The organism is Dehalococcoidales bacterium, assembly GCA_041656115.1.
Classification (GTDB): Bacteria; Chloroflexota; Dehalococcoidia; order Dehalococcoidales; family UBA5627; genus UBA5627.
This window is the reverse complement of record JBBAED010000005.1, coordinates 38,079-57,100: the sequence shown is the minus strand read 5'-3', so window position 1 is coordinate 57,100 and position 19,022 is coordinate 38,079. Positions and strand designations below refer to the sequence as shown.

Here is a 19,022-nt window from a genome sequence, read left to right as displayed (position 1 = left end):
CGCTGACTGGTTGCAGTTCAGTGCTTTTTTAATTAAAAATATTCAGTTTAAGGGAGGGCAAAATGCAATCGAGTTTGATAGGAAAGATAGAAAAAGCCAATAGGTACGCTCAAGAGAAAGATCGAGTAACTTTTACTGAATTTTCAGTCGATTTCCGTGGGGAAAACCACACCCACGTTACCAAATACGGAAGTGAAGGTTGGAGTTGCACCTGCGACTTCTTCTCACACTGGGGGCTGTGCTGCCATACGATGGCAATGGGCAAGATTTTAGAAGAAATGCTGCCCAAGGAAGCCGTATCAACACAGGTTGACAACCCCACCGCAATGCAATAGTATTGTAAACAGAATAGCGAAAATAAAATATGAAGATTTCAAGAAAAATTTTCAAGCCGGTTTGTTTATCCCTTTTGGCAGGGCTGTTTTTAATAGCCTCGCTTGCGGTTGGCTGTGACGGGACTCCGGGTACAAAGACCACCGATAAAACCAAGATAATCCCTTTTACTTTAAATGTCTGGCCGCTGCATATGAGCGATGCCATTGAGGGTTACAGCTGCGTTTTTCTGGTAACCGTTGATTACGGAACGATAGAACCGACAACAACCCAGACCTCAAAAATAACTTCCACCGACGAGGAATCCAAAACAACGCAAGTAATTGATCCGAGCTTAGCCAAAATTTCGGCTACGGCTGAAAATGCCTATGTCTCCGTCGGACCCAAAGGCATCGGTGAGGGATATGTTGCCGAGATTGTTGTTGTTCCTAACGAAGGAACCGCCGGCAATATTCTTAAAGTAAGGGTCAAAGCCGAATGGCAAGGTTTTTCGGACACCGAAACAGTGACTCTGAAGGTGCGCGAGAAGCCCGAAACAATGGATGATTTGGCTGCCGAAGCGCGAACAATCAGAAATATGTTTATCTCTTGGGTTTCCACCAATAACCCCGATTTGGGCATTTCTTTGGATGAAGATTGGTACGGAACAATGGTTTACCCCGATACCGGCGCCGTAAAGTATTTCCTGTTCTTCTCCGAAAATTGGGAGGCGGGAATCCGTTGGAATACATCAACCAATTCGGTTGATTGGGGGCAAATGTATCTGAGGTTACGAACCGTTCAGTTTGAGCCTTTCCGATCGTTTGAAATTGATTCTTTGACCGCCACCAACAAGAACATCTACGAAATAAGCCCGCACAGCATGGTCTGGCGTTAGCAGACCTTTAAATGTAACAAGGCATCACCGGCAACAAAAAGCGAGCCGGTGATACACAACAGCGAATCGTTTAGAGCTTGCTTTTTAGCAAGCTCTATTGCTTCGGCAACATTTTCGGTTGATATAACCCTTATCCCCGGTTTGTTAAACTTTTTTGCCAGTTCCGCCGTTTCCATTGAACGCGGATGCGACGAGCGGGTAACAATTACCTCGTTAAAAAGCGGCAGCAGTTCGGCAATTATCCCGTCCACATCTTTATCGGCGGAAGCCCCAAAAACAAGAATCCCGGAAGACTTTTCATTTGTTTTATCAGCCGAAAAATAATCTTTGCCGTAATGGAGAAGCGATTTTTTAAGTTCGCGTGCGGAAAGAACGTTATGCGCCCCGTCTATAATAATTAAAGGATTTCCGGGTACTACCTGAAAACGCCCCGGCCATTTTACGCTGCTAAAGCCTTCTTGGATTGCCGTAAGCGGAATATTAAACCCCTTTTCTTTTAAAGCTTCCAAGGCACCCACCGCTGTTAGCGCATTCTCCGCCTGACAAAAACCAAGCAGCGGAAGCGATACCTCGTAATCACCCAAACGCCCTTTAATTGAAATATGCGAGCCCTTATCGCTAAGGTCAACATTTTGCGCCAAAATATCAGCCCCCGCTTTTATAAGGCGGCAATTCTTCTCGAAACACTTTTGTTCGATAACGCGCATGGCTTCATCCGTCTGCGGGGCGGTAACAACAACCGCTCCTTCTTTAATAATTCCAGCCTTTTCCAAAGCAATTTTAGGGATTGTATCGCCTAAAACATCGGTATGGTCCAAATTAATGGGGGTAATTATGCAAACCTCGGGTCTTATTATATTGGTGGCATCCAACCTGCCCCCCAACCCAACCTCAACCACCCCGAAATCTACTTTGCGGCGCGCAAAAAAGATAAAACAAACGGCAGTCATTATTTCAAAGGTGGTGAGTGTTCCGTAAACTTTTTGAGCGTTTACCGTTTCTACCGCCGGTTTTAGCATGCTGATAATATCGGCAAACTCCGTTTCGGAAATCATTTCTCCGTCAATCCGAAAGCGCTCTCTGATATCGATTAAATGGGGCGAAGTATACAAACCCGTTTTGTATCCGGAAGAGCTTAGGACGGAACTAACCATCGCCGCCACGCTGCCCTTGCCTTTTGTGCCGGCAATATGAATAGTTTTTATTTTAAGATGCGGGTTATCAAAGAGCGCCGCCAGCTCAAAAACCCGCCGCAAGTCGTAGCTTGTCGAATCATGCAGTTTATGTGTGGTTTCATAATCCGAAAAGCTGTAAATGTATTCCAAAGACTGCCGGTAATCCAAGTTTTGCATCGTAACTCCGTATTAAATCCTGTTTTTGTTATAAATTCCGATTATATGCTTAAATATTATGGCATATTTTAAGATAAATCGATATTTAATAAATATTTGAGGGATTTTTACTTGACGCCCTCGCATAACGACTGTTAATATCAAGAAACCTTAGGGGGTACAAATTGAATTTTAGCGAAAAATTAAATAACGCCGTTTCGAAAAATAACAGTTTGCTCTGCATTGGGCTGGACCCCGCCCCGGACTTTTTCCCCGATGCCGAAAGCATAGTTGAGTTTAATAAGGCCATTATTGAAGCCACCGCCGACCTTGTTTGCGCTTACAAACCCAACTTCGCCTTTTACGAAGCCTTCGGAGCGCAGGGTTTTAATGCCTTAAAAGAAACCGCCGCTTTTATTCCCAAAGATATCCCCGTGATTGCCGATGCCAAGCGCGGGGATATCGGAAATACAGCTAAAGCCTATGCCCGCTCGGTCTTTGATACATTAAATTTTGACGCCATAACGGTAAACCCCTATATGGGCTCCGATTCGGTTTTACCTTTTATCGATTACCGCAGCAAGGGTGTTTTTATCCTTTGCCGCACCTCCAACAGCGGCTCGGGGAATTTTCAATCGTTAAATTGTGGAACAGACGATAATAAAATTCCGCTTTTTCAAGCGGTAGCCGCTAAAGCCGGCGAGTGGAACGAGTTCGGCAACGTCGGGCTGGTGGTGGGAGCCACCTATCCGGATGAGTTGCAAACTTTACGTAAACTCCACCCCGAAATGCTTTTTTTAATCCCCGGTATCGGCGCGCAGGGTGGAGACTTGGAAACAACTGTCCGTAACGGCATTGATACCAACGGCAGGGGAGCCATTATAAATTCGGCCAGGCAAATTATTTACGCATCTCGCGGCAATGATTTTGCGACCGCCGCCCGCAAAGCGGCAATGGAACTGCGCGATAAAATCAACCTTTATCGCTAGGAATTTGCGATATGACGGCAGAAATAAAAGTAGGCGCTATTGTACAGCTCAGAAAAAAGCACCCCTGCGGCAATGACCGCTGGCAGGTGGTTAGAATCGGCGCCGATATCGGTATTATCTGTTTAGGGTGTAAGCACAAGGTGATGTTGGAGCGCGGCACTTTTGAAAAGAGGGTTAAAGCCGTTATTGCAAAAGACACCCCGTAGCTTATCAAAATAGAGAGGCTTAAATTATGTGGGATTGGTTTACAATAAACAGCATCTGGTTTCTGACCGGTACCTCCGTTCTGTTTATTTTTGTTGTTATTTACCGCAACAGGCTCAGAGATCGGCTGCTTAAGCTCAAATCCGACCAAAAAGAATTCAAAGGCAACAAAGCCTTCTTGCGAATACTGCTGTTTTTAATCTATATTTTTGCCGCCGTGATTTTGCTTTCTACCGTTGCTATCATCCTTTCCGAAGATGAGATTTTTGCATCCGTAAATTTCGCGAGCATTCAGGAATGGTTATTATCGCACGGCATTATTATATTGGTTTATATTATCGTGGCCTATTTTTTGTATCGGGCAACCAAAGCCCTTGTTCCCAAGATGGTTACCGGCTATGTCAAGAATGCCGGCAGAGGCAAGCACTCCAAATCGTGGTTTGAAAGAAGAGCAAAAACCCTGACTGTCCTTGTAAAGTGGATAGTCGTAATTGTTATCGGAACGGCAACCTTTTTCCTAATTCTTGAAGAAATCGGAATGGATATCACCCCCTTACTTGCCAGCGCCGGTATTGTAGGAGTGGCTCTGGCATTGGGGGCGCAAACTATTATCAAAGATTTTTTGGCCGGATTATTTATTCTCTTGGAAGACCAATACAATAAAGGCGATGTGATTAAAATTGCCGAAATCTCCGGCGAGGTTGTCGAAGTGAATCTGCGCCGCACCGTTTTACGGGATCTCGACGGCATTGTTCACACCATCCCCAACAGTGCCATTACCACAGCTTCAAATTATACCAGAGATTTATCTCGTGTTAATGTCGATATCCCCGTAACGTACGGGGAAGACCTGGATAAAGTTTTTACCGTAATCAATAGAATCGGCAAAGAAATGGCGGTAGACCCGCGCCTTGCTAAGCTTATTAAAACCCCGCCGCAGGTATTAAGGGTAAGTAATTTTGCCGATTCGGCAATTCAAATCAGGATTTTGGGAGATGTGCAGCCCGGTATGCAATGGGAAGTTACCGGTGAATTGCGAAAAAGAATTAAGAACGCTTTTGATAAAGAAGGGATTGAAATGCCCTGGCCGCATATTAAGGTGTTTCAGGGTAAAGAGAAAAAGCAAAACGTTATTTTATGCAAAAACTGCTCCTTTGCTAACCTCGAAACCGCAAAATATTGCGGAGAATGCGGGGAAAATCTGTAAGCGGATAGTAAATATTACCGCGGATTAGAATGCAGACTTAAAACTAATGCCATCAGGGTAAACTGAATTTGTTTCCGGCGTTATTTAGGAAAAACTCTTGCGGAAAGGCCTCGGCAATTTTGGCCGCAGCCTGAAAACCGGTGCAATGGCAAAGCCCCAGCTTCTTAACCCCAACCGCCTTAAGTTCGGCAATTGTCTTTCGGATGCGTTCCTCGGAGGCTCTGTATAAATGAATCCCGCCGACAACGGCATAAACGGAAGTGATACCGGTAATTTTTTGCGCATGTTTGATAATGTTAATAATCCCGCGGTGGGCACACCCTGCAATTATAATCAGCCCGAATTCGCTGTTAATAATTAAAGAAAGGTCGTCGGCAATTTCATCTTGGATAGCTATCTCCCCGTTTTTAACCGATAAATTGCTCTCGACACCCTCGTATTCGCTTAGCATCGGAATTTGACCGGTAGTTAAAATGTTTGGGGTAATAAAGACCGATTCTTCGGAAAGCGTAAAGATTGCGCCGCAGTTTTCAAGTTCTTCTTTGGAGTAAGGCATCCCGATTGATTTTTCCTCTGTTTGACCGTCGCGCAAGGTATATCTGGGGCTAAAAACGGCGGGATGAGCAATAACCTCAACTTTTTTATTGATTTTAGACAGGATTTCTTTTAACCCTCCAGTATGGTCGAGATGGCCGTGGCTAAGAACAATGTAATCGATTTTAGTTAAATCCACCCCCATAATTTGGGCGTTATGATAAGCGGAAAAACTTAAACCCGTATCAAACAGAATCTGTTTCCCGTCAGCTTGAATAAAAAGGCTAAGCCCGTATTCCCCGATATAACCGTGAAGGGCAGTGTTTTCACTAAGCGTACTAATTTTTATTTTCATTGCCGTTTTATAAGATATTTAAGGTTACAGATAGTTTATACCTTTTATTCGAGTTTTGCTAGTATCAATATATCCAAACTATTATAGATAATATTTTGAGTATTTAGGCATCGCTAAAATCACAAAGTATAAATTAAGGTAAATAACAATATTTTTTAAAAAATACTTGTTAATAATGAGTTCGCTATATTGACATTGTTATATTGCATATGTTATAAATGGGTTGATTTCTCCGGAGCTGTATTGCCTAAAGAGCTATCCATGGCAAACAGCCGTTGGACAAAATCCAGACAGCACCACCGGAAACGGTCTTGCTTCCCAAAGGAAAAGGAGGATATATGAAAAAGTTTATCTCGGTCGTTATTGTCATTATCGGTTTAGCAGTTCTTTGCGGATGTGACGTCTCAGATCCCAAAACCAAATCCACAACCCAAGCCGACACCTACGCAAGCGAACTGCTTGTTTTCGCCGCTACCGGCACTAAAGCGCCGATGGATGCCGCGGCTGCCGCATTCGAAGAAAAATATGGAACCAAAATTGTCCTAAATTACGGCGGCGGCGGGGAAGTTCTTTCGAATATGATTCTTAGCAAACAAGGAGACGTTTATGTCTCTCCCGAACAGCGTTTTATGAACAGCGCCAAACAACAAGGAGCTGTTGGCATTGATACCGCACCCTCTTCTTTAGCGTATATGATACCGGTTCTCGCGGTGCAAAAGGGTAACCCGCTAAATATACAAAACTTAGCGGATTTATCCGCCTCCGGCGTAAAAATAGCAATCGGTAACCCCGATACAACACTGCTTGGAGAAGCCGCTCCGGAAATCCTGCAAAAAGCCGGGCTTTATGAATCGGTAAAAGGAAATATCGTCGCCAATGTCCCTCAGGTCAACGCCATTGTAACCTATTTAAAAACCAAACAAATTGATGCCGGATTTGCCTGGCATTATTTCGGAGTTACAAATCCCGATGATATCGATATTATTTGGATTCCGGCGGAATATGTCACCGCTATCGGTGAATTACAGGCTGCGGTTGCAACTTACAGCAAAGAGGCATGGACCGCCCAACAGTTTATCAAGTTCCTGTCTTCATCGGACGGACAAGCTATATTTAAGCAATACGGTTACATTGTCGACCAAACAGAGGCCAATCAATACAGGAAAGGTAACTAACAAAATTGCCGGAAGCAACGGGAAATTACGACAGTGCGAATAAAACGGGAATCCTAACCGGTTGGCGGAAGTTTTTTTCCGCTAACAGGCTATTTAATACCACTACCGTAGGCGTCCTGGTTGTATTACTGTTGTTTTTAGCGGCTATATTTATCTCACTGTTAACATATACGAAATGGGATACCCTTCTCGCGGCTGTCGGATCTTCGGAAATACTTTTCGCCATCGGGCTTAGCTTAGTTACGGCAACCGTTTCTACCGTACTTGCAATAATAATAGCCGTCCCGATAGCTTATACGATATCTAAAAATGAGTTTTTCGGTAAAAGCCTGATTGATACACTGCTTGATTTGCCGATTGTAATTTCTCCGGTAGCAATCGGCGCGGCCTTACTGGTTTTTTTTAGCACCCCTCTCGGCTCAGCCATTAACAATAATTTAATAAATTTTGTTTTTAGCGTGCCGGGTATTATTTTGGCACAGTTTACGGTGGTAAGCGCTTTGGCTATCCGCCTTTTAAAATCCACCTTTGACAGTATCGATTTACGCTACGAGCAAGTCGGCAGAACATTGGGCTGCAGCAAGCCCCAGGCGTTTATCCGTATAATACTGCCGCTGGCAAGAAACGGACTGATTGCCGCCGCCATCCTAACTTGGGCCAGAGCCATCGGTGAATACGGGGCTTCGGTCACATTGGCCGGTGCAATCGGTATGAAAACCGAAACCCTGCCGATCGCAATATCTCTTAACTTACTGAACGCAGACATTGAAAAAGCCATCGCCATTATCTTTATACTGGTAATTATCGCCGTTTTTAACTTATTTATTCTAAGAATTGTTGCCAAACAGAGCTATAGACTATGATAGAGATAAAGGATTTATCAATCACGCTGGGGAAGTTTTTCCTAAAAGATATCAACCTGTCCATTAGCGACAGGGAATATTTTGTTGTGTTGGGGCCGACCGGAGCCGGTAAAACCATCCTGCTGGAGTGTATTGCCGGACTAAGGCGCACAAAACACGGCGAAATATGGCTTGGCGGCAATAACGTCAACAAATTGCCGCCGGAACAAAGAAACATCGGCTATGTGCCTCAAGACTACGTTTTATTCCCTTTTTTAAATGTCTTAAATAACATTACGTTTGGCTTAAAACAAACCACCGACAACAAAAACAAAATCAAAGAAAAAGCGCACGAAATTGCCGATTTAATCGGTATTTCCCATTTACTTGAAAGAGATACCGTTTCTTTAAGCGGCGGAGAGAAACAACGTGTGGCACTGGCACGCGCATTGGCCTCTTCACCCAAAATATTGCTGCTCGACGAACCTCTAAGCGCCCTGGATTTACAAACAGCGCGCTATTTAAGGTTTGAACTCAAAAAAATCCACCGCGATCTCGGGATTACCACCGTTCATATAACCCATAACCAAATGGAAGCGGAAGAAATGGCCGACCGGGTGGCTATTTTGAATAAAGGCGAAATAAACCAAGTCGGAACTGCCGAGGAAATCTTTTTCCACCCCACCAATGCCGCCGTTATGAATTACCTCGGAAGACCCAATATTTTAGATTGTGAAGATTGCCGCATTATCGGACAAGGGATAATGGAAGCCGACTGCCGCGGGTTAAAAATAATTGTTCCTCATGACGGAAAGCCTTTTAAGCGCATTATAATTTATCCGCGCGACGTTTATGTTGATAAATTAAACCCGGGATGTAACAAAGTAAACTGTTTTAAAGGGATTATCACCGATATTAAAACCTCGGCGAATACTGTTCGTTTAAGATTTAAAGTCGGCGAAAATATGATTCGCTCCGAACTACCCTATCACGTATTTGATGAAATGGGGTTATCGGAGGGAATGGAAGCCTTTGTTCAGCTTAGTCTCAGGCGAATAAAAATTTTTGAGCGTTCCAATCGCAATGAGCCTTCGGCGGGAAATAATCAAAGCAGTAAAGACCGCATTTAAAATATTAATTAATGATACTATATTAAGGCAAGTAAAAAGAGGAGAGAAATTATGTCGGCGCTAACGTCAATTGAAATTGTCAGAAACAAACTGGTGGAACTGGTCAAAGAAAGAAAAGCGGAGGGAGAAGCTGTAATTGTTACCGTCGGCGCTCTATCGCCTTTAGAGGCCATCGGAAATACCGAAAGGAAGGATTATGCCATCCTGGAAGGTAAAGAAGTAATGATTCAGGCACAATTTGGCGGCGGCTACGGACAGGCTTTTACCGATAGCCCCAGAGAGTTTAAAGGCACGATAGAAGACGTGCTTTCTTTTGATTTGAGTACCAACGGTAACCGGGCGATTATGGTTGCAACCCTCAACGCCATTGCTTCTCACCTCGGGATTGCCTCAGGCGTAATCCATTGCCGCAATGAAGAACCGGCCAAATGCGGGGGAATTATTGCTGAGGAAATTAAGAAAAAGTACGGCAATATCAAAATAGGAATGATCGGATTACAACCGGCCATTCTGGAAAGCCTTGTAAACAGATTCGGCGCCGATAATGTAAATTGCACCGATATGAATCCCAATAATATCGGACAAAACAAAGCCGGAATAATCATCCGGGACGGAAAAACCGAAACAGGGGAAATGATTAAATGGGCTGACCTTATTCTTGCCACTGGCAGCACCGTTGCCAACGGTTCGTTTGATGAAATCAATAAACTGGTTCAAAAAGCCGGTAAAAAGTTGGTGCTTTTTGGTATTACGGGGGCATCGGTGTGCGCCATAACGGGGATAGAACGTATCTGCCCGTACGGCCACTAAACCGATTATTTACGATAGGCTTTTTTCCAAGGCTCCTTGCGGATATCGATATATTCACGGATTGCCGCTTTTAAGGTGTTTGACGACAGCAACGCGCAGTGTTTGCTTTCTTCCGGCATCCCGTCCAGCGCGTCAAGAACGTTCTGCTGGCTGATTATCATCGCCTCGGTTATTTTTTTACCGGTTGCCAGCTCCGTTGTCATACTGCCCGCGGCAATACTTGTTCCGCACCCGTCAGTCATAAATGTAGCCTTAGAGATAGTATCGTTATCAACTTTAAGCCATATTTCCATCGTATCCCCGCAGGGGCCGGTAATTGTGGCGTACGCATCCGCATTTTCCATCGGGCCGACATTACGCGGATTTGTTGCGTGGTTAATCGCCTTTTCCGAATAATTTTTACGTTCTTCCGTTTCAATCATTTTTTTAAAATCATCTAAATTATCAGCCATTTAGCACACCTCTCAGATAGTTATCCCGAAGTAATTAAGGATATATTTTAGCGCCGTATACAGAAAAATAAACCCAAAGATTGTTTTTAGCGTAGCGGGTTTGAAATAGATTATTAAGCGCGCCCCAAGCAGAGCCCCGACAACCGCCCCCGCCCCCATCGCAAGCGCCGCCGGAATATCACACAAACCTTGCGATATTTTAATGATACCCCCCACAAAAGCAAAGCCGGCAAAAGAGGCCATTGAAGCCCCAATTGCCATTTTAACCGGTGAGCGTAAAACGTAAACAAACGTCGGCACCATTATAAAACCGCCCCCAAGGCCGGATATACCGGTAAAAATACCGACACCCCCGCCAATTCCGAGTTTCAGCGGAATATTCTCCCTGGGCGGGCCTCCGAAAATATCGGGCCTCTTTCTTAAAAAGAACCCTTCGTATATCATGCTTATCGCAATCGGGGTAAAAACAATTCCCAAAATTAAATCGAGGATTTCATGGTAATCTTTAACCAGATAAAACAAAAAAGACCCAATAGCAACCCCCACCACCCCGGCCGAAGCGACATATTTAACGATATTCCAGTCCACATGCCCCATCTTCCAATGCTGAAAAGCACCGGCGACCGCCGTAAAAATAACGGCTGTAAGCGTCGTTCCGACGGCAATAGACGGCGGGAAATCAAACCCAAAACGAATAATGGGTAACATGATAGCCCCGCCGCCGATTCCCAGCAAACCGCCGAACCCGCCTGCTAAAATCCCCACGAGAATAAGCAGTAATACGGTTAAAAAGCTCAAAATTTAATCCTTTTTTGGTTACAAGTTAATTGGAATCGTGGTGATGGTGATGACCGTGCCCGCCGCATTCGGTGTCACCATGTCCGCAAACGTTATCACCCCTCTCCAAGCGGTGATAAAGATATTTTACAACGGCAGTTTCGGGATCTGTTTCGGTAACCCCCATTACAACTTCCACGCCGTTATTTTCAAAAACCGAACGCGGGCCCATTCCCATACCGCCGGCAAGCACTACATTTACCCCTTTTTGGGCAATCGCCATCGGTGTTCCTTGGCAATCGTGCTCAGTTACGGTCATAGTTTCTTTACCGATAATTTGTTTGTTGTCGCCAACTTCGATAATCAAAAAATCGGATGCTTGCCCCCAGTGCGATGAGAGTAAGCCGTTTACTACCGGAATTGCAAACTTCATGTTTATTTTTTCTCCTCTGTGAAAATTTTATTTTCAGTTAATTTATTAAAACACATGCATTATGAACAATTTTTAAGCCCTTTTGATAGCAGTAATTGATTGCAACGGTGCTTTCCGAACCGGGTTGCAGCCAAATACGCTGAATGCCAAGCTCAAAACATTCCTTTAAGACCTCTTCGGTTACGGCGGGCGGAACAACAAAATCAACCACATCTATTGCAACGGGAATATCGGCAAGGCGCTTGTAACAAACCAACCCCTCAACCTCTTTAAGGCGCGGATTTACCGGAAAAACGGCGTAACCGCGAGCCTTTAAATTTTTAACGATCCTGTTCCCGAATTTTAGCGGGTTATCGGACGCACCGACTATCGCAAATTTCTTTTGCTGCATGAACTCTTTAATTAATTCTTGCATTTTTTAATCCCGCATACGTTACCAAAAGATATCGCATATTATAATACTCATACACAAGATAGGCAAAGTTAAAATGTGTCTGTTAAAGTTTTCTGTCGATTACAGCTGTTTTTAGGTTAGTTTTCGTTTAACGATTTTAAAACATTTTGCCAAAGATTTTTGATTTCTTGCGAAACCTTGTTATCGGAAAACTCAACCACCGGAACCCCTTGAATCATTGCTTCCGTAACTACGTTATCAAAGGGGATTTTACCCATAATTTTAACATTTTGTTCATTGCAGTAATTTTCGATTTTGGCTGTGTTCTCTTCGTTAATATCAAATTTATTGATGCAAACAAGCGCCGGAACCTTAAAATGGCGGCAAACATCGAGCACCCTTCCCATATCATGTATCCCTGAAAGGGTCGGCTCGACTACCAGCAAAGCCATATTGGCGCCCGAAAGCGAAGATACTACCGGACACCCCATTCCCGGGGGGCCGTCGCAAATAATATATTCGGCGTCCGTTGCGGTTGCTATTTTTTTGGCTTCTTGACGCACTCTGGCAACCAGTTTGCCCGAGTTCTCCTGCGCTATTCCCAGCTTGGCATGTGCCAACGTCCCGTATTTTGTATCCGAAACAAATAAATAACCGGCCATATTATCTTGCATCGTAATCGCTTCGGTCGGGCAAACATGGGAACAGAAACCGCAACCTTCACAAGCAATCGGATCGACTTCAAAATTATGAATTGCATCAAAACGGCATAAATCTACACATACGCCGCAATGATTACACTTTTTAGCATCGATAAAAGCCGTCTGTCCGCTCCAAAATTCTTCTTTTTGCCTAACCTGAGGGCTCAAAAGCAAATGCAAATCAGCGGCATCAACATCACAATCGGCCATGACCTTATTTTCGGCAAGCACCGCAAGCGAGCCGACGATACTTGTTTTACCTGTTCCGCCTTTACCGCTTAAGATAATCAGTTCTTTCATCGCGCTAACTCCTTTATGGCTTGATAAAGTTGAACAAAGCGGTTTTTCCACTGCGGCATCGCATCAACCAAGGCAACTCCTTTTGAATATGTTTTGGCAATTTCGGTATCGAGCGGAATCCTCATTAGGACGGGTATCTTTTCTTTTTGGCAATAATCTTCAACCCCCGCATCACCGGCCCCCACCCTGTTAATAACCACCCCAAACGGGATATTTAATTCCCTTACCGTTTCCACCGCTAAAATCAGATCGTTTAGGCCGAACGGTGTCGGCTCAGTCAGTAATAGGCAAAAATCACTGTCTTTAACGGTTTCAACCACCGGGCAGGAAGTCCCCGGAGGGGCATCCCTGATAATAATTTCGCCTTCACGGGAACGCTCTTTAACCTGGCGGATAACAGGCGGTGACATAGCTTCGCCTACAGTAAGCGTTCCGCTAACAAACTTAATTTTATCGGCATCGCCCCATTCAACTTCTCCGATCTGCCGGGGCTGCTCCGTAATAGCGTCCTCGGGACAAAGATAACTGCATGCCCCGCACCCGTGGCACATTTGCGGAAAGGTCATCACACGGCTGCCAAAAACAGCAATCGCATTAAAGGCGCATACATCGGCGCATATCCCGCAAAAAGTGCATTTTTCCGTTTCCACAACCGGCACCGGGTTATTAACACTTTCCTTGCCTTGAATTAAGGGCTTTAAGAAAATATGGGCATTCGGCCCCTCCACATCGCAATCGGCGACTGTAACGTCGTAATCATCTTTTAAAGAAAGAGCGAGACCGGTAGACACAAGCGTCTTGCCGGTTCCGCCCTTTCCGCTGGCTACGGCTATTATCATCTTATTCCCTTACCATCCCGTTACCGCACTTGGGGCATTTTACATTGTAACAGGGGACCCCTCTCTCGTGGCTGACTTTGGTTCCGCAGCCCGGGCAAACACAATTGCCGCCGGCTCCTGCGCCGGCTCGCGAACCGCCCATCCTTCCGCTCCCTGATGATGCACCCCTGGGCCCCGTACCATCTCCTCTCGGCATAATTCTACCTCCTGATTATCCTACTGATAACTAAAAATTTTTTAACCCAAACACATCCAATGTTTGGAAACCAACAGTTAAGATTTAATTTTGATTAACGGCACAATCGGAATAAATCTTTTTCCTATTTTGCAAAGCCTCTCCGGTATCGGATTTTTCCGTAATAAACGGCAGATTGGATTCAAAAACGGTGTCGAGTTCCAAATGCCTGCGATTAATACCGCTCCGATACCTGAAAACGACTCTCGTATTCTCATACCGCTTCGGTGATGATGATTATCCCTCGTTTTTGCCGACTTGTGACCGCCGGTAACTGTCTAACTTTTACCGTGGTGAGCGGAAACATCAGCCTGAGCGCTTTCTTTGTAGCGCCCTTCTTTATAATCTTCGATTACATCCGCAATTCTGCCGGCAACACCGCTGTATATCTTCACTCCGGCCGGGGCTAAAACGTTATAGGCATTGGGTCCGCAGCTTCCGGTAAGAACGGCGCTAACCCCCTTTTCAAGCATCAAACGAGCGGCGGCGATACCTGCGCCACCCCCCGACTGTGCGGCGGTATTTTCGAGAAATTCGTACTCCATCGTATCGGGATCAATAATAATAAAATAAGAACAACGCCCAAACCTTGCGTCAACATTGTTCTCAAGGGTGGTTCCCGATGCGGTAATTGCTATTTTCATAACTATTTTTTTATAATCCTTTCCGATTATTTTTCAACCAGTTTTTCAATTTGAGATCCGATTTTAGCCAAAGTATCCTTAAGCTCTTTCACCTCGTTTTTGAGGGCGTCTATTTCCGCTCTTTGTTCATATGTTGACGATAACTCGTCGGCATAGTCCACGCCGCGTTCTTTGTTAGGCGGGCTGTCTGTTGTCTCCGATTCCGTCATTACACAAAAACCCCGGCCGCCGCCTGTCATCGGCCCCGTTCCACGGGGTCCTGTCCCGTCAAATCCCGGCATATTACACCTCCTTTATCGGTAACAATCGTTTCCGATAAAACTATTTAATTTCGTTAAGTTGGGATTCAATCCTGTTTAACGTGTCTTTAAGCGATTGCATTTCACTTTTTAGACTATCCAGCTCTTGGTGATAACCGGAAAAAGCGGGAGTTGCGTAACCGAAGCCGGCTCCTCGTCCGCGTCCTCGTCCGTATCCGTAACCATACCCGTAAGGGCGTTCCATTGCCATTGCCGCGGGTGCATTACAAAATCCTCTTCTTCCGCCTGTCATCGGCCCCATTCCGCGGGGTCCTGTTCCGTCAAATCTTGGCATAACTTTTGCCTCCTTATATTATTTAAATTTCTTATTTTCTAAATTATTCGCCTTGGCGGTGCCTGCCATGGCCTCTTCCGGCTCCGCCGTGATGCCTGCCGGGCACCACATGCCTGATATCGGTATCGTTGCAGCGCGGGCAAGCCATTGGGGGTCCGGATATATTTTCCGCATCCCATTCATGCCTGCGACGGCATCTGTAACGATTCCTTGCCAGTTCATAATTACCGCCGTCAATACGAATTGCCTTGCCGTTTAACAGCGCATCGGCAACTTTAAATCTGGCCGACGCCAGCACTCGTTGAAAAGTCGGGCGTGAAATATTCATTTTTTGAGCCCCCCGTTCCTGTTCCAACCCCTCCAGCTCTTTAAGGCGCAAAGCCTCCGCTTCTTCAAGCGACAGCACTATTTCATCTAAATCGTCAAGCGGAATTCCGGCCGGCTTAAAATGGGTTACCTCGGGAACATTGGCTATTCTTCGGCATTTAAACGGTCTTGACAAATCTTATTCTCCGGTTTATTATGAGCATATGCTCATAACTATATTAACAAAGAGCTAAAAGCTTGTCAAATTCGGCCATATCGGGTTAATATATCCCCGCCTTATAAATATCTTTTACGGATAATAAGATGCTATTTGAAGAGATTTCCGGACAGGATTCGGATGCTACCGATATTGATTGCTGCGCCGCCTTTAACAAATACGCCGCAGAATACGACAATTGGTTTAACCAAAAAGGGCGCGTCGCATTTGCCACAGAGGTTAACGCCTTTAAAGCAATCCTGCCAGAACTATCGAAACCGTGGCTGGAAATAGGAGCCGGCAGCGGCCGTTTTAGCCTGGCGCTGGGGATTGAAACCGGTATTGAACCTTCTGCCAAAATGGCTGAGATTGCCAGAAGCAGAGGGGTTCAGGTTTTTGTTACCCAAGGAGAACACACACCTTTTGAAGCTAACTCTTTCGGGGCGGTTTTTTTAATTGTTACGCTCTGTTTTTTGGATTCACCCTTAATTGTTCTCAAAGAAATTAACCGCATTTTAGTCCCCGACGGCAAATTGGTGCTTGGGCTTGTTTTAAAAGAAAGCCCGTGGGGTAAGTTTTACATACAAAAGAAAAAAGAGGGGCATCGCTTTTACAAATATGCCACTTTCTACAGTTTTGACGAGATAAAAGAGTTGCTTCTAAAAAGCGGATTTGTAACTGATTCCGTCGTTTCGACGCTTTTTCAGGCGCCCGAAAATTTAAATACCATCGAAGAGCCTCAAACAGGTTATCACCCCGCAGCCGGTTTTACGATAATTACCGCTAAGAAGATCTGAAAAACGCAAAAGGAGCGCGTTATGAATTTCATTGATATCGATAAAGCAAGAAAGACCTTAAATCTGGGAGAACTGGCAACCATTAAAGAAATTAAAGCCAACTATCGCAAGCTTGCCGTTCGCCACCATCCCGATAAAAAAGGGGCTGAAGAAAGCGACGAGATGATGAAAGAGCTTAACCAAGCCTATAAGGTTCTGCTTGATTATTGTGCCGCCTACAAATACAGTTTCAAGGAAGATGCGGTTGCCAATGTTTATCCTTACGAAGAACAAATGCGAAAATGGAAAGATAACTGGTTCGACAGTATTTAAAAGCAAATCGATTTAAATCAACCGGTTTGAGCAGGAGTTTAAAATGAAAATATTGCTTATTTTGAATAAAACCCCTTATGACGGAACCGATGTTACCTGGAATGCGCTTAGGCTCGCCGAAAAGTTAGCCGAAAAAGGTACGGATTTAAGAATATTCTTGATGAACGATTCAATTGATTTAGCTAAAGAAGGGCTGCCGGTTCCCGAAGGTTATTTTAATTTAACGGAAATGCTTGCCGCCCTGATTGCTAAAGGAATAGCAGTAAAAGTTTGCGGTTCCTGCATCGCCCGTTGCGGGATATACAAAGATAAACCGCTCATAAACGGAGCAATCCAATCAACAATGCCCGAACTTGCCGAATGGGTAATTGAATCCGATCGGGTTATTTCGTTTTAAGCGCAAAAATTTGTTATTTAAAACAAACGCAATCAAATCAAACTGATTTGCCTATTCATACCCATAGCGTTATAATTTTGGCTGTAAACCAATAATAATTAAGGAGAGTATTATGCCGTCAATCGCTTTTTTAAACAATGAATTTATCCCGCTGGAAGATGCCAAAGTCGGCATTATGACCCATGCTCTCCATTACGGAACCGCGGTGTTCGAGGGCATCCGCGGTAACTGGAACGAAGACAAAAAGCAGGTTTTTATTTTCCGCCTCAAAGAACATTACGAACGCTTAGCCGAGGGCAGCGCCTTTCTAAAAATGAAAATACCCTACTCCACCGAAGAATTATGCCAAATAACCGTCGATATCGTCCAAAAAAGCGGCTTTAAAGAAGATATTTATATTCGCCCCCTCTCCTACAAAAGCACACAGGCGATGGGCGTGCGTTTGCATGACTTGGAAAACGACTTTTTTGTTTTTGCAATTCCGTGGGGCAGATATCTTGAAACAGATGCTTGCCGCTGCTGCATTTCATCTTGGAGAAGACCTGCCGATAACGTTATCCCGCCCAGTGCCAAAATAACCGGTTTATACGTAAATAATGCCCTTACAAAATCGGAGGCTGTATCGAGGGGGTTTGATGAGGGGATTATGCTCACTCATGACGGATTTGTATCCGAAGGCAGCGGTGAAAATATCTTTGTTATCAAAGACGGTAAAATCTTTACACCGACTACCAAAGACAGCATCTTAAAGGGGATTACCCGCGATACCGTTATGATTTTAGCCAAAAACGAGCTTGGAATCGACACGATTGAAAAGAAAATCAGCCTCGATGAGCTGTATAACGCCGATGAGTGCTTCTTAACCGGCACCGCCGCCCATCTGACCCCGGTAACCGAAATAGAGGATAAAAAAATGGGTAACGGGCATGCGGGAGAAATTACCCTAAAGCTGCAAAAGCTTTATTTTGACGTTATCAAAGGCAAAAATGAAAAGTACATCGAATGGTGTACTCCCGTTTATTAAACTAAAATTTTAACAAATAACCGGGGTGATTCCGATGTCTGAAGCTCTGGCTGTTATTATTGGCTACCTGTTGGGGACAATTCCCACTGCCTATATCGTTACCCGTCTTTGGGTCGGCAAGGATATCCGCACGCTCGGCGGCGGAAATGTCGGCTTTATGAATGTCTTTCGCGAGGTTGGGATTGCACCTGCGCTGATTGTCGTCACCACCGATATCGCTAAGGGCGTTATTGCCGTTGTTATCGCCAAATACGGGCTTAATGCCGCAGATTCCTTTGTTTTAATTAGCGGATTGGCATCTGTTATCGGCCATAATTGGATGCCTTGGCTGCGATTTACCGGCGGCAAAGGAATGGCAACCGCTATCGGTATTATTATCGCCTCACTGATAGCGTACGGCTATCCGCTTCAACTGGGAATCTTTTTTGTTATCATCATTATTCCCTTGGCAATCACCAAAAATGTACCGCTTGCAATGGCTTTGGCTCTTATTGCCCTTCCGTTTATGGTATGGATCAGTACACAATCGGCCCTTGCGACAACTATGGCCGCCCTTTTATTTTTAATCAGTTTTATTAAGTTTTTACCGACCGCTGTCTTGGCAATCAAAAATACTAAGCGCAAAAGGGATTTGATTTTCGACACAATTAAAGCTAAATCCAAAGAAGAAAAACCGAAGTAGGATTGGAATTTTAATTATCTTTCCACGCCGAACACCTGGAGTATGTTCCAATAGATATTGGGACTCCCCTTACCTTTTTAAAAGCATATTAATATCGGCCAACAAAATAATAAAGAATTGACACCGTAATA

General features: G+C 44.6%; 26 protein-coding genes, 1 pseudogene and 1 riboswitch. Of the genes and pseudogenes, 14 read left to right on the top strand and 13 right to left on the bottom strand.

The annotated features are described in order from the left end of the window. Positions 1-62: 62 nt before the first annotated feature. Positions 63-335 (top strand): hypothetical protein, encoded by a 273-nt coding sequence (locus WC958_04370; GenBank protein MFA5629465.1) that lies wholly within the window; start codon positions 63-65, stop codon positions 333-335. Between the two features lie 29 nt (positions 336-364). Then, positions 365-1,210: a hypothetical protein gene (locus WC958_04365; GenBank protein ID MFA5629464.1), complete on the top strand. Its 846-nt coding sequence runs from the start codon at positions 365-367 to the stop codon at positions 1,208-1,210. Here the strand turns inward: WC958_04365 and WC958_04360 are convergent. Then, the gene (locus WC958_04360; protein ID MFA5629463.1) at positions 1,207-2,562 is read right to left on the bottom strand and encodes a folylpolyglutamate synthase/dihydrofolate synthase family protein; all 1,356 of its coding nucleotides are present in this window, start codon (positions 2,560-2,562) and stop codon (positions 1,207-1,209) included. The genes WC958_04365 and WC958_04360 overlap by 4 nt on opposite strands. Before the next feature lie 164 nt (positions 2,563-2,726). Here WC958_04360 and pyrF point away from each other — a divergent pair, with 164 nt between their 5' ends. From pyrF to WC958_04345, 3 genes are read left to right on the top strand one after another with little or no spacing between them, the layout of a single operon-like run. Beyond that, a complete protein-coding gene (gene pyrF, locus WC958_04355; protein ID MFA5629462.1) occupies positions 2,727-3,530 on the top strand; it encodes an orotidine-5'-phosphate decarboxylase in 804 nt (267 codons plus the stop codon). A gap of 11 nt (positions 3,531-3,541) precedes the next feature. Beyond that, entirely contained in the window at positions 3,542-3,736 is a 195-nt protein-coding gene (locus tag WC958_04350; protein MFA5629461.1) for a DUF951 domain-containing protein, read from the top strand. A 26-nt stretch (positions 3,737-3,762) separates the two neighbouring features. Continuing rightward, positions 3,763-4,941, top strand: a complete 1,179-nt coding sequence (locus tag WC958_04345; protein ID MFA5629460.1) for a mechanosensitive ion channel domain-containing protein — start codon at positions 3,763-3,765, stop codon at positions 4,939-4,941. Between the two features lie 52 nt (positions 4,942-4,993). Here WC958_04345 and WC958_04340 read toward each other — a convergent pair whose 3' ends face one another. Then, positions 4,994-5,830, bottom strand: coding sequence for an MBL fold metallo-hydrolase (locus WC958_04340; GenBank protein MFA5629459.1), 837 nt, complete (start codon positions 5,828-5,830; stop codon positions 4,994-4,996). A gap of 218 nt (positions 5,831-6,048) precedes the next feature. Beyond that, positions 6,049-6,179, top strand: a riboswitch (molybdenum cofactor riboswitch). On the opposite strand from WC958_04340, the gene modA reads away from it, so the two are divergent. The 4 genes from modA (at position 6,169) to WC958_04320 (ending at position 9,787) form a co-directional block, all read left to right on the top strand. Then, entirely contained in the window at positions 6,169-7,005 is an 837-nt protein-coding gene (gene modA / locus WC958_04335; protein MFA5629458.1) for a molybdate ABC transporter substrate-binding protein, read from the top strand. Its footprint overlaps the riboswitch before it by 11 nt. Positions 7,006-7,010: 5 nt before the next feature. Beyond that, positions 7,011-7,868, top strand: coding sequence for an ABC transporter permease subunit (locus WC958_04330; GenBank protein MFA5629457.1), 858 nt, complete (start codon positions 7,011-7,013; stop codon positions 7,866-7,868). Beyond that, positions 7,865-8,977: an ABC transporter ATP-binding protein gene (locus tag WC958_04325; GenBank protein ID MFA5629456.1), complete on the top strand. Its 1,113-nt coding sequence runs from the start codon at positions 7,865-7,867 to the stop codon at positions 8,975-8,977. The genes WC958_04330 and WC958_04325 overlap by 4 nt, the downstream gene beginning before the upstream one ends. A 51-nt stretch (positions 8,978-9,028) precedes the next feature. Continuing rightward, positions 9,029-9,787, top strand: a complete 759-nt coding sequence (locus WC958_04320; GenBank protein ID MFA5629455.1) for a DUF364 domain-containing protein — start codon at positions 9,029-9,031, stop codon at positions 9,785-9,787. Between the two features lie 5 nt (positions 9,788-9,792). Here the strand turns inward: WC958_04320 and WC958_04315 are convergent, their stop codons facing one another. The 11 genes and pseudogenes from WC958_04315 to WC958_04265 all read right to left on the bottom strand — a co-directional run bounded on the left by WC958_04315 (position 9,793) and on the right by WC958_04265 (position 15,658). Further along, positions 9,793-10,239: an iron-sulfur cluster assembly scaffold protein gene (locus WC958_04315; GenBank protein ID MFA5629454.1), complete on the bottom strand. Its 447-nt coding sequence runs from the start codon at positions 10,237-10,239 to the stop codon at positions 9,793-9,795. A gap of 12 nt (positions 10,240-10,251) precedes the next feature. Further along, positions 10,252-11,037 carry a sulfite exporter TauE/SafE family protein gene (locus WC958_04310; GenBank protein MFA5629453.1) on the bottom strand — a complete coding sequence of 262 codons (786 nt, stop codon included), beginning with the start codon at positions 11,035-11,037 and terminating at the stop codon, positions 10,252-10,254. A gap of 25 nt (positions 11,038-11,062) precedes the next feature. Then, a complete protein-coding gene (locus WC958_04305; protein MFA5629452.1) occupies positions 11,063-11,449 on the bottom strand; it encodes a NifB/NifX family molybdenum-iron cluster-binding protein in 387 nt (128 codons plus the stop codon). 37 nt (positions 11,450-11,486) lie between these two features. Further along, positions 11,487-11,864, bottom strand: a complete 378-nt coding sequence (locus tag WC958_04300; GenBank protein MFA5629451.1) for a CoA-binding protein — start codon at positions 11,862-11,864, stop codon at positions 11,487-11,489. 116 nt (positions 11,865-11,980) lie between these two features. Continuing rightward, entirely contained in the window at positions 11,981-12,844 is an 864-nt protein-coding gene (locus tag WC958_04295; GenBank protein ID MFA5629450.1) for a 4Fe-4S binding protein, read from the bottom strand. Then, positions 12,841-13,683, bottom strand: coding sequence for an ATP-binding protein (locus WC958_04290; GenBank protein ID MFA5629449.1), 843 nt, complete (start codon positions 13,681-13,683; stop codon positions 12,841-12,843). Before WC958_04290 ends, WC958_04295 begins: the two co-directional genes overlap by 4 nt. Before the next feature lies 1 nt (position 13,684). Next, positions 13,685-13,879 (bottom strand): hypothetical protein, encoded by a 195-nt coding sequence (locus WC958_04285; protein ID MFA5629448.1) that lies wholly within the window; start codon positions 13,877-13,879, stop codon positions 13,685-13,687. 317 nt (positions 13,880-14,196) lie between these two features. Then, positions 14,197-14,562 carry a NifB/NifX family molybdenum-iron cluster-binding protein gene (locus WC958_04280; GenBank protein ID MFA5629447.1) on the bottom strand — a complete coding sequence of 122 codons (366 nt, stop codon included), beginning with the start codon at positions 14,560-14,562 and terminating at the stop codon, positions 14,197-14,199. Positions 14,563-14,588: 26 nt separating this feature from the next. Beyond that, positions 14,589-14,843, bottom strand: coding sequence for a DUF5320 domain-containing protein (locus WC958_04275; protein MFA5629446.1), 255 nt, complete (start codon positions 14,841-14,843; stop codon positions 14,589-14,591). A 40-nt stretch (positions 14,844-14,883) separates the two neighbouring features. Continuing rightward, a complete protein-coding gene (locus tag WC958_04270; GenBank protein MFA5629445.1) occupies positions 14,884-15,156 on the bottom strand; it encodes a DUF5320 domain-containing protein in 273 nt (90 codons plus the stop codon). 184 nt (positions 15,157-15,340) lie between these two features. After that, positions 15,341-15,658: pseudogene (locus WC958_04265) on the bottom strand (DUF134 domain-containing protein). Between the two features lie 128 nt (positions 15,659-15,786). Between WC958_04265 and WC958_04260 the strand changes: the two are divergent. The 5 genes from WC958_04260 (at position 15,787) to WC958_04240 (ending at position 18,891) form a co-directional block, all read left to right on the top strand. After that, positions 15,787-16,476, top strand: coding sequence for a class I SAM-dependent methyltransferase (locus WC958_04260; protein ID MFA5629444.1), 690 nt, complete (start codon positions 15,787-15,789; stop codon positions 16,474-16,476). A 21-nt stretch (positions 16,477-16,497) separates the two neighbouring features. After that, on the top strand, positions 16,498-16,788 hold the full coding sequence (locus tag WC958_04255) for a J domain-containing protein (protein ID MFA5629443.1): 291 nt from the start codon (positions 16,498-16,500) through the stop codon (positions 16,786-16,788). Positions 16,789-16,831: 43 nt separating this feature from the next. After that, a complete protein-coding gene (locus WC958_04250; protein ID MFA5629442.1) occupies positions 16,832-17,185 on the top strand; it encodes a DsrE family protein in 354 nt (117 codons plus the stop codon). 112 nt (positions 17,186-17,297) lie between these two features. After that, the gene (locus WC958_04245) at positions 17,298-18,209 is read left to right on the top strand and encodes a branched-chain amino acid transaminase (protein ID MFA5629441.1); all 912 of its coding nucleotides are present in this window, start codon (positions 17,298-17,300) and stop codon (positions 18,207-18,209) included. A gap of 34 nt (positions 18,210-18,243) precedes the next feature. Beyond that, complete coding sequence (locus WC958_04240; protein ID MFA5629440.1) at positions 18,244-18,891, top strand: glycerol-3-phosphate acyltransferase; 648 nt, start codon at positions 18,244-18,246, stop codon at positions 18,889-18,891. Positions 18,892-19,022 lie beyond the last annotated feature (131 nt).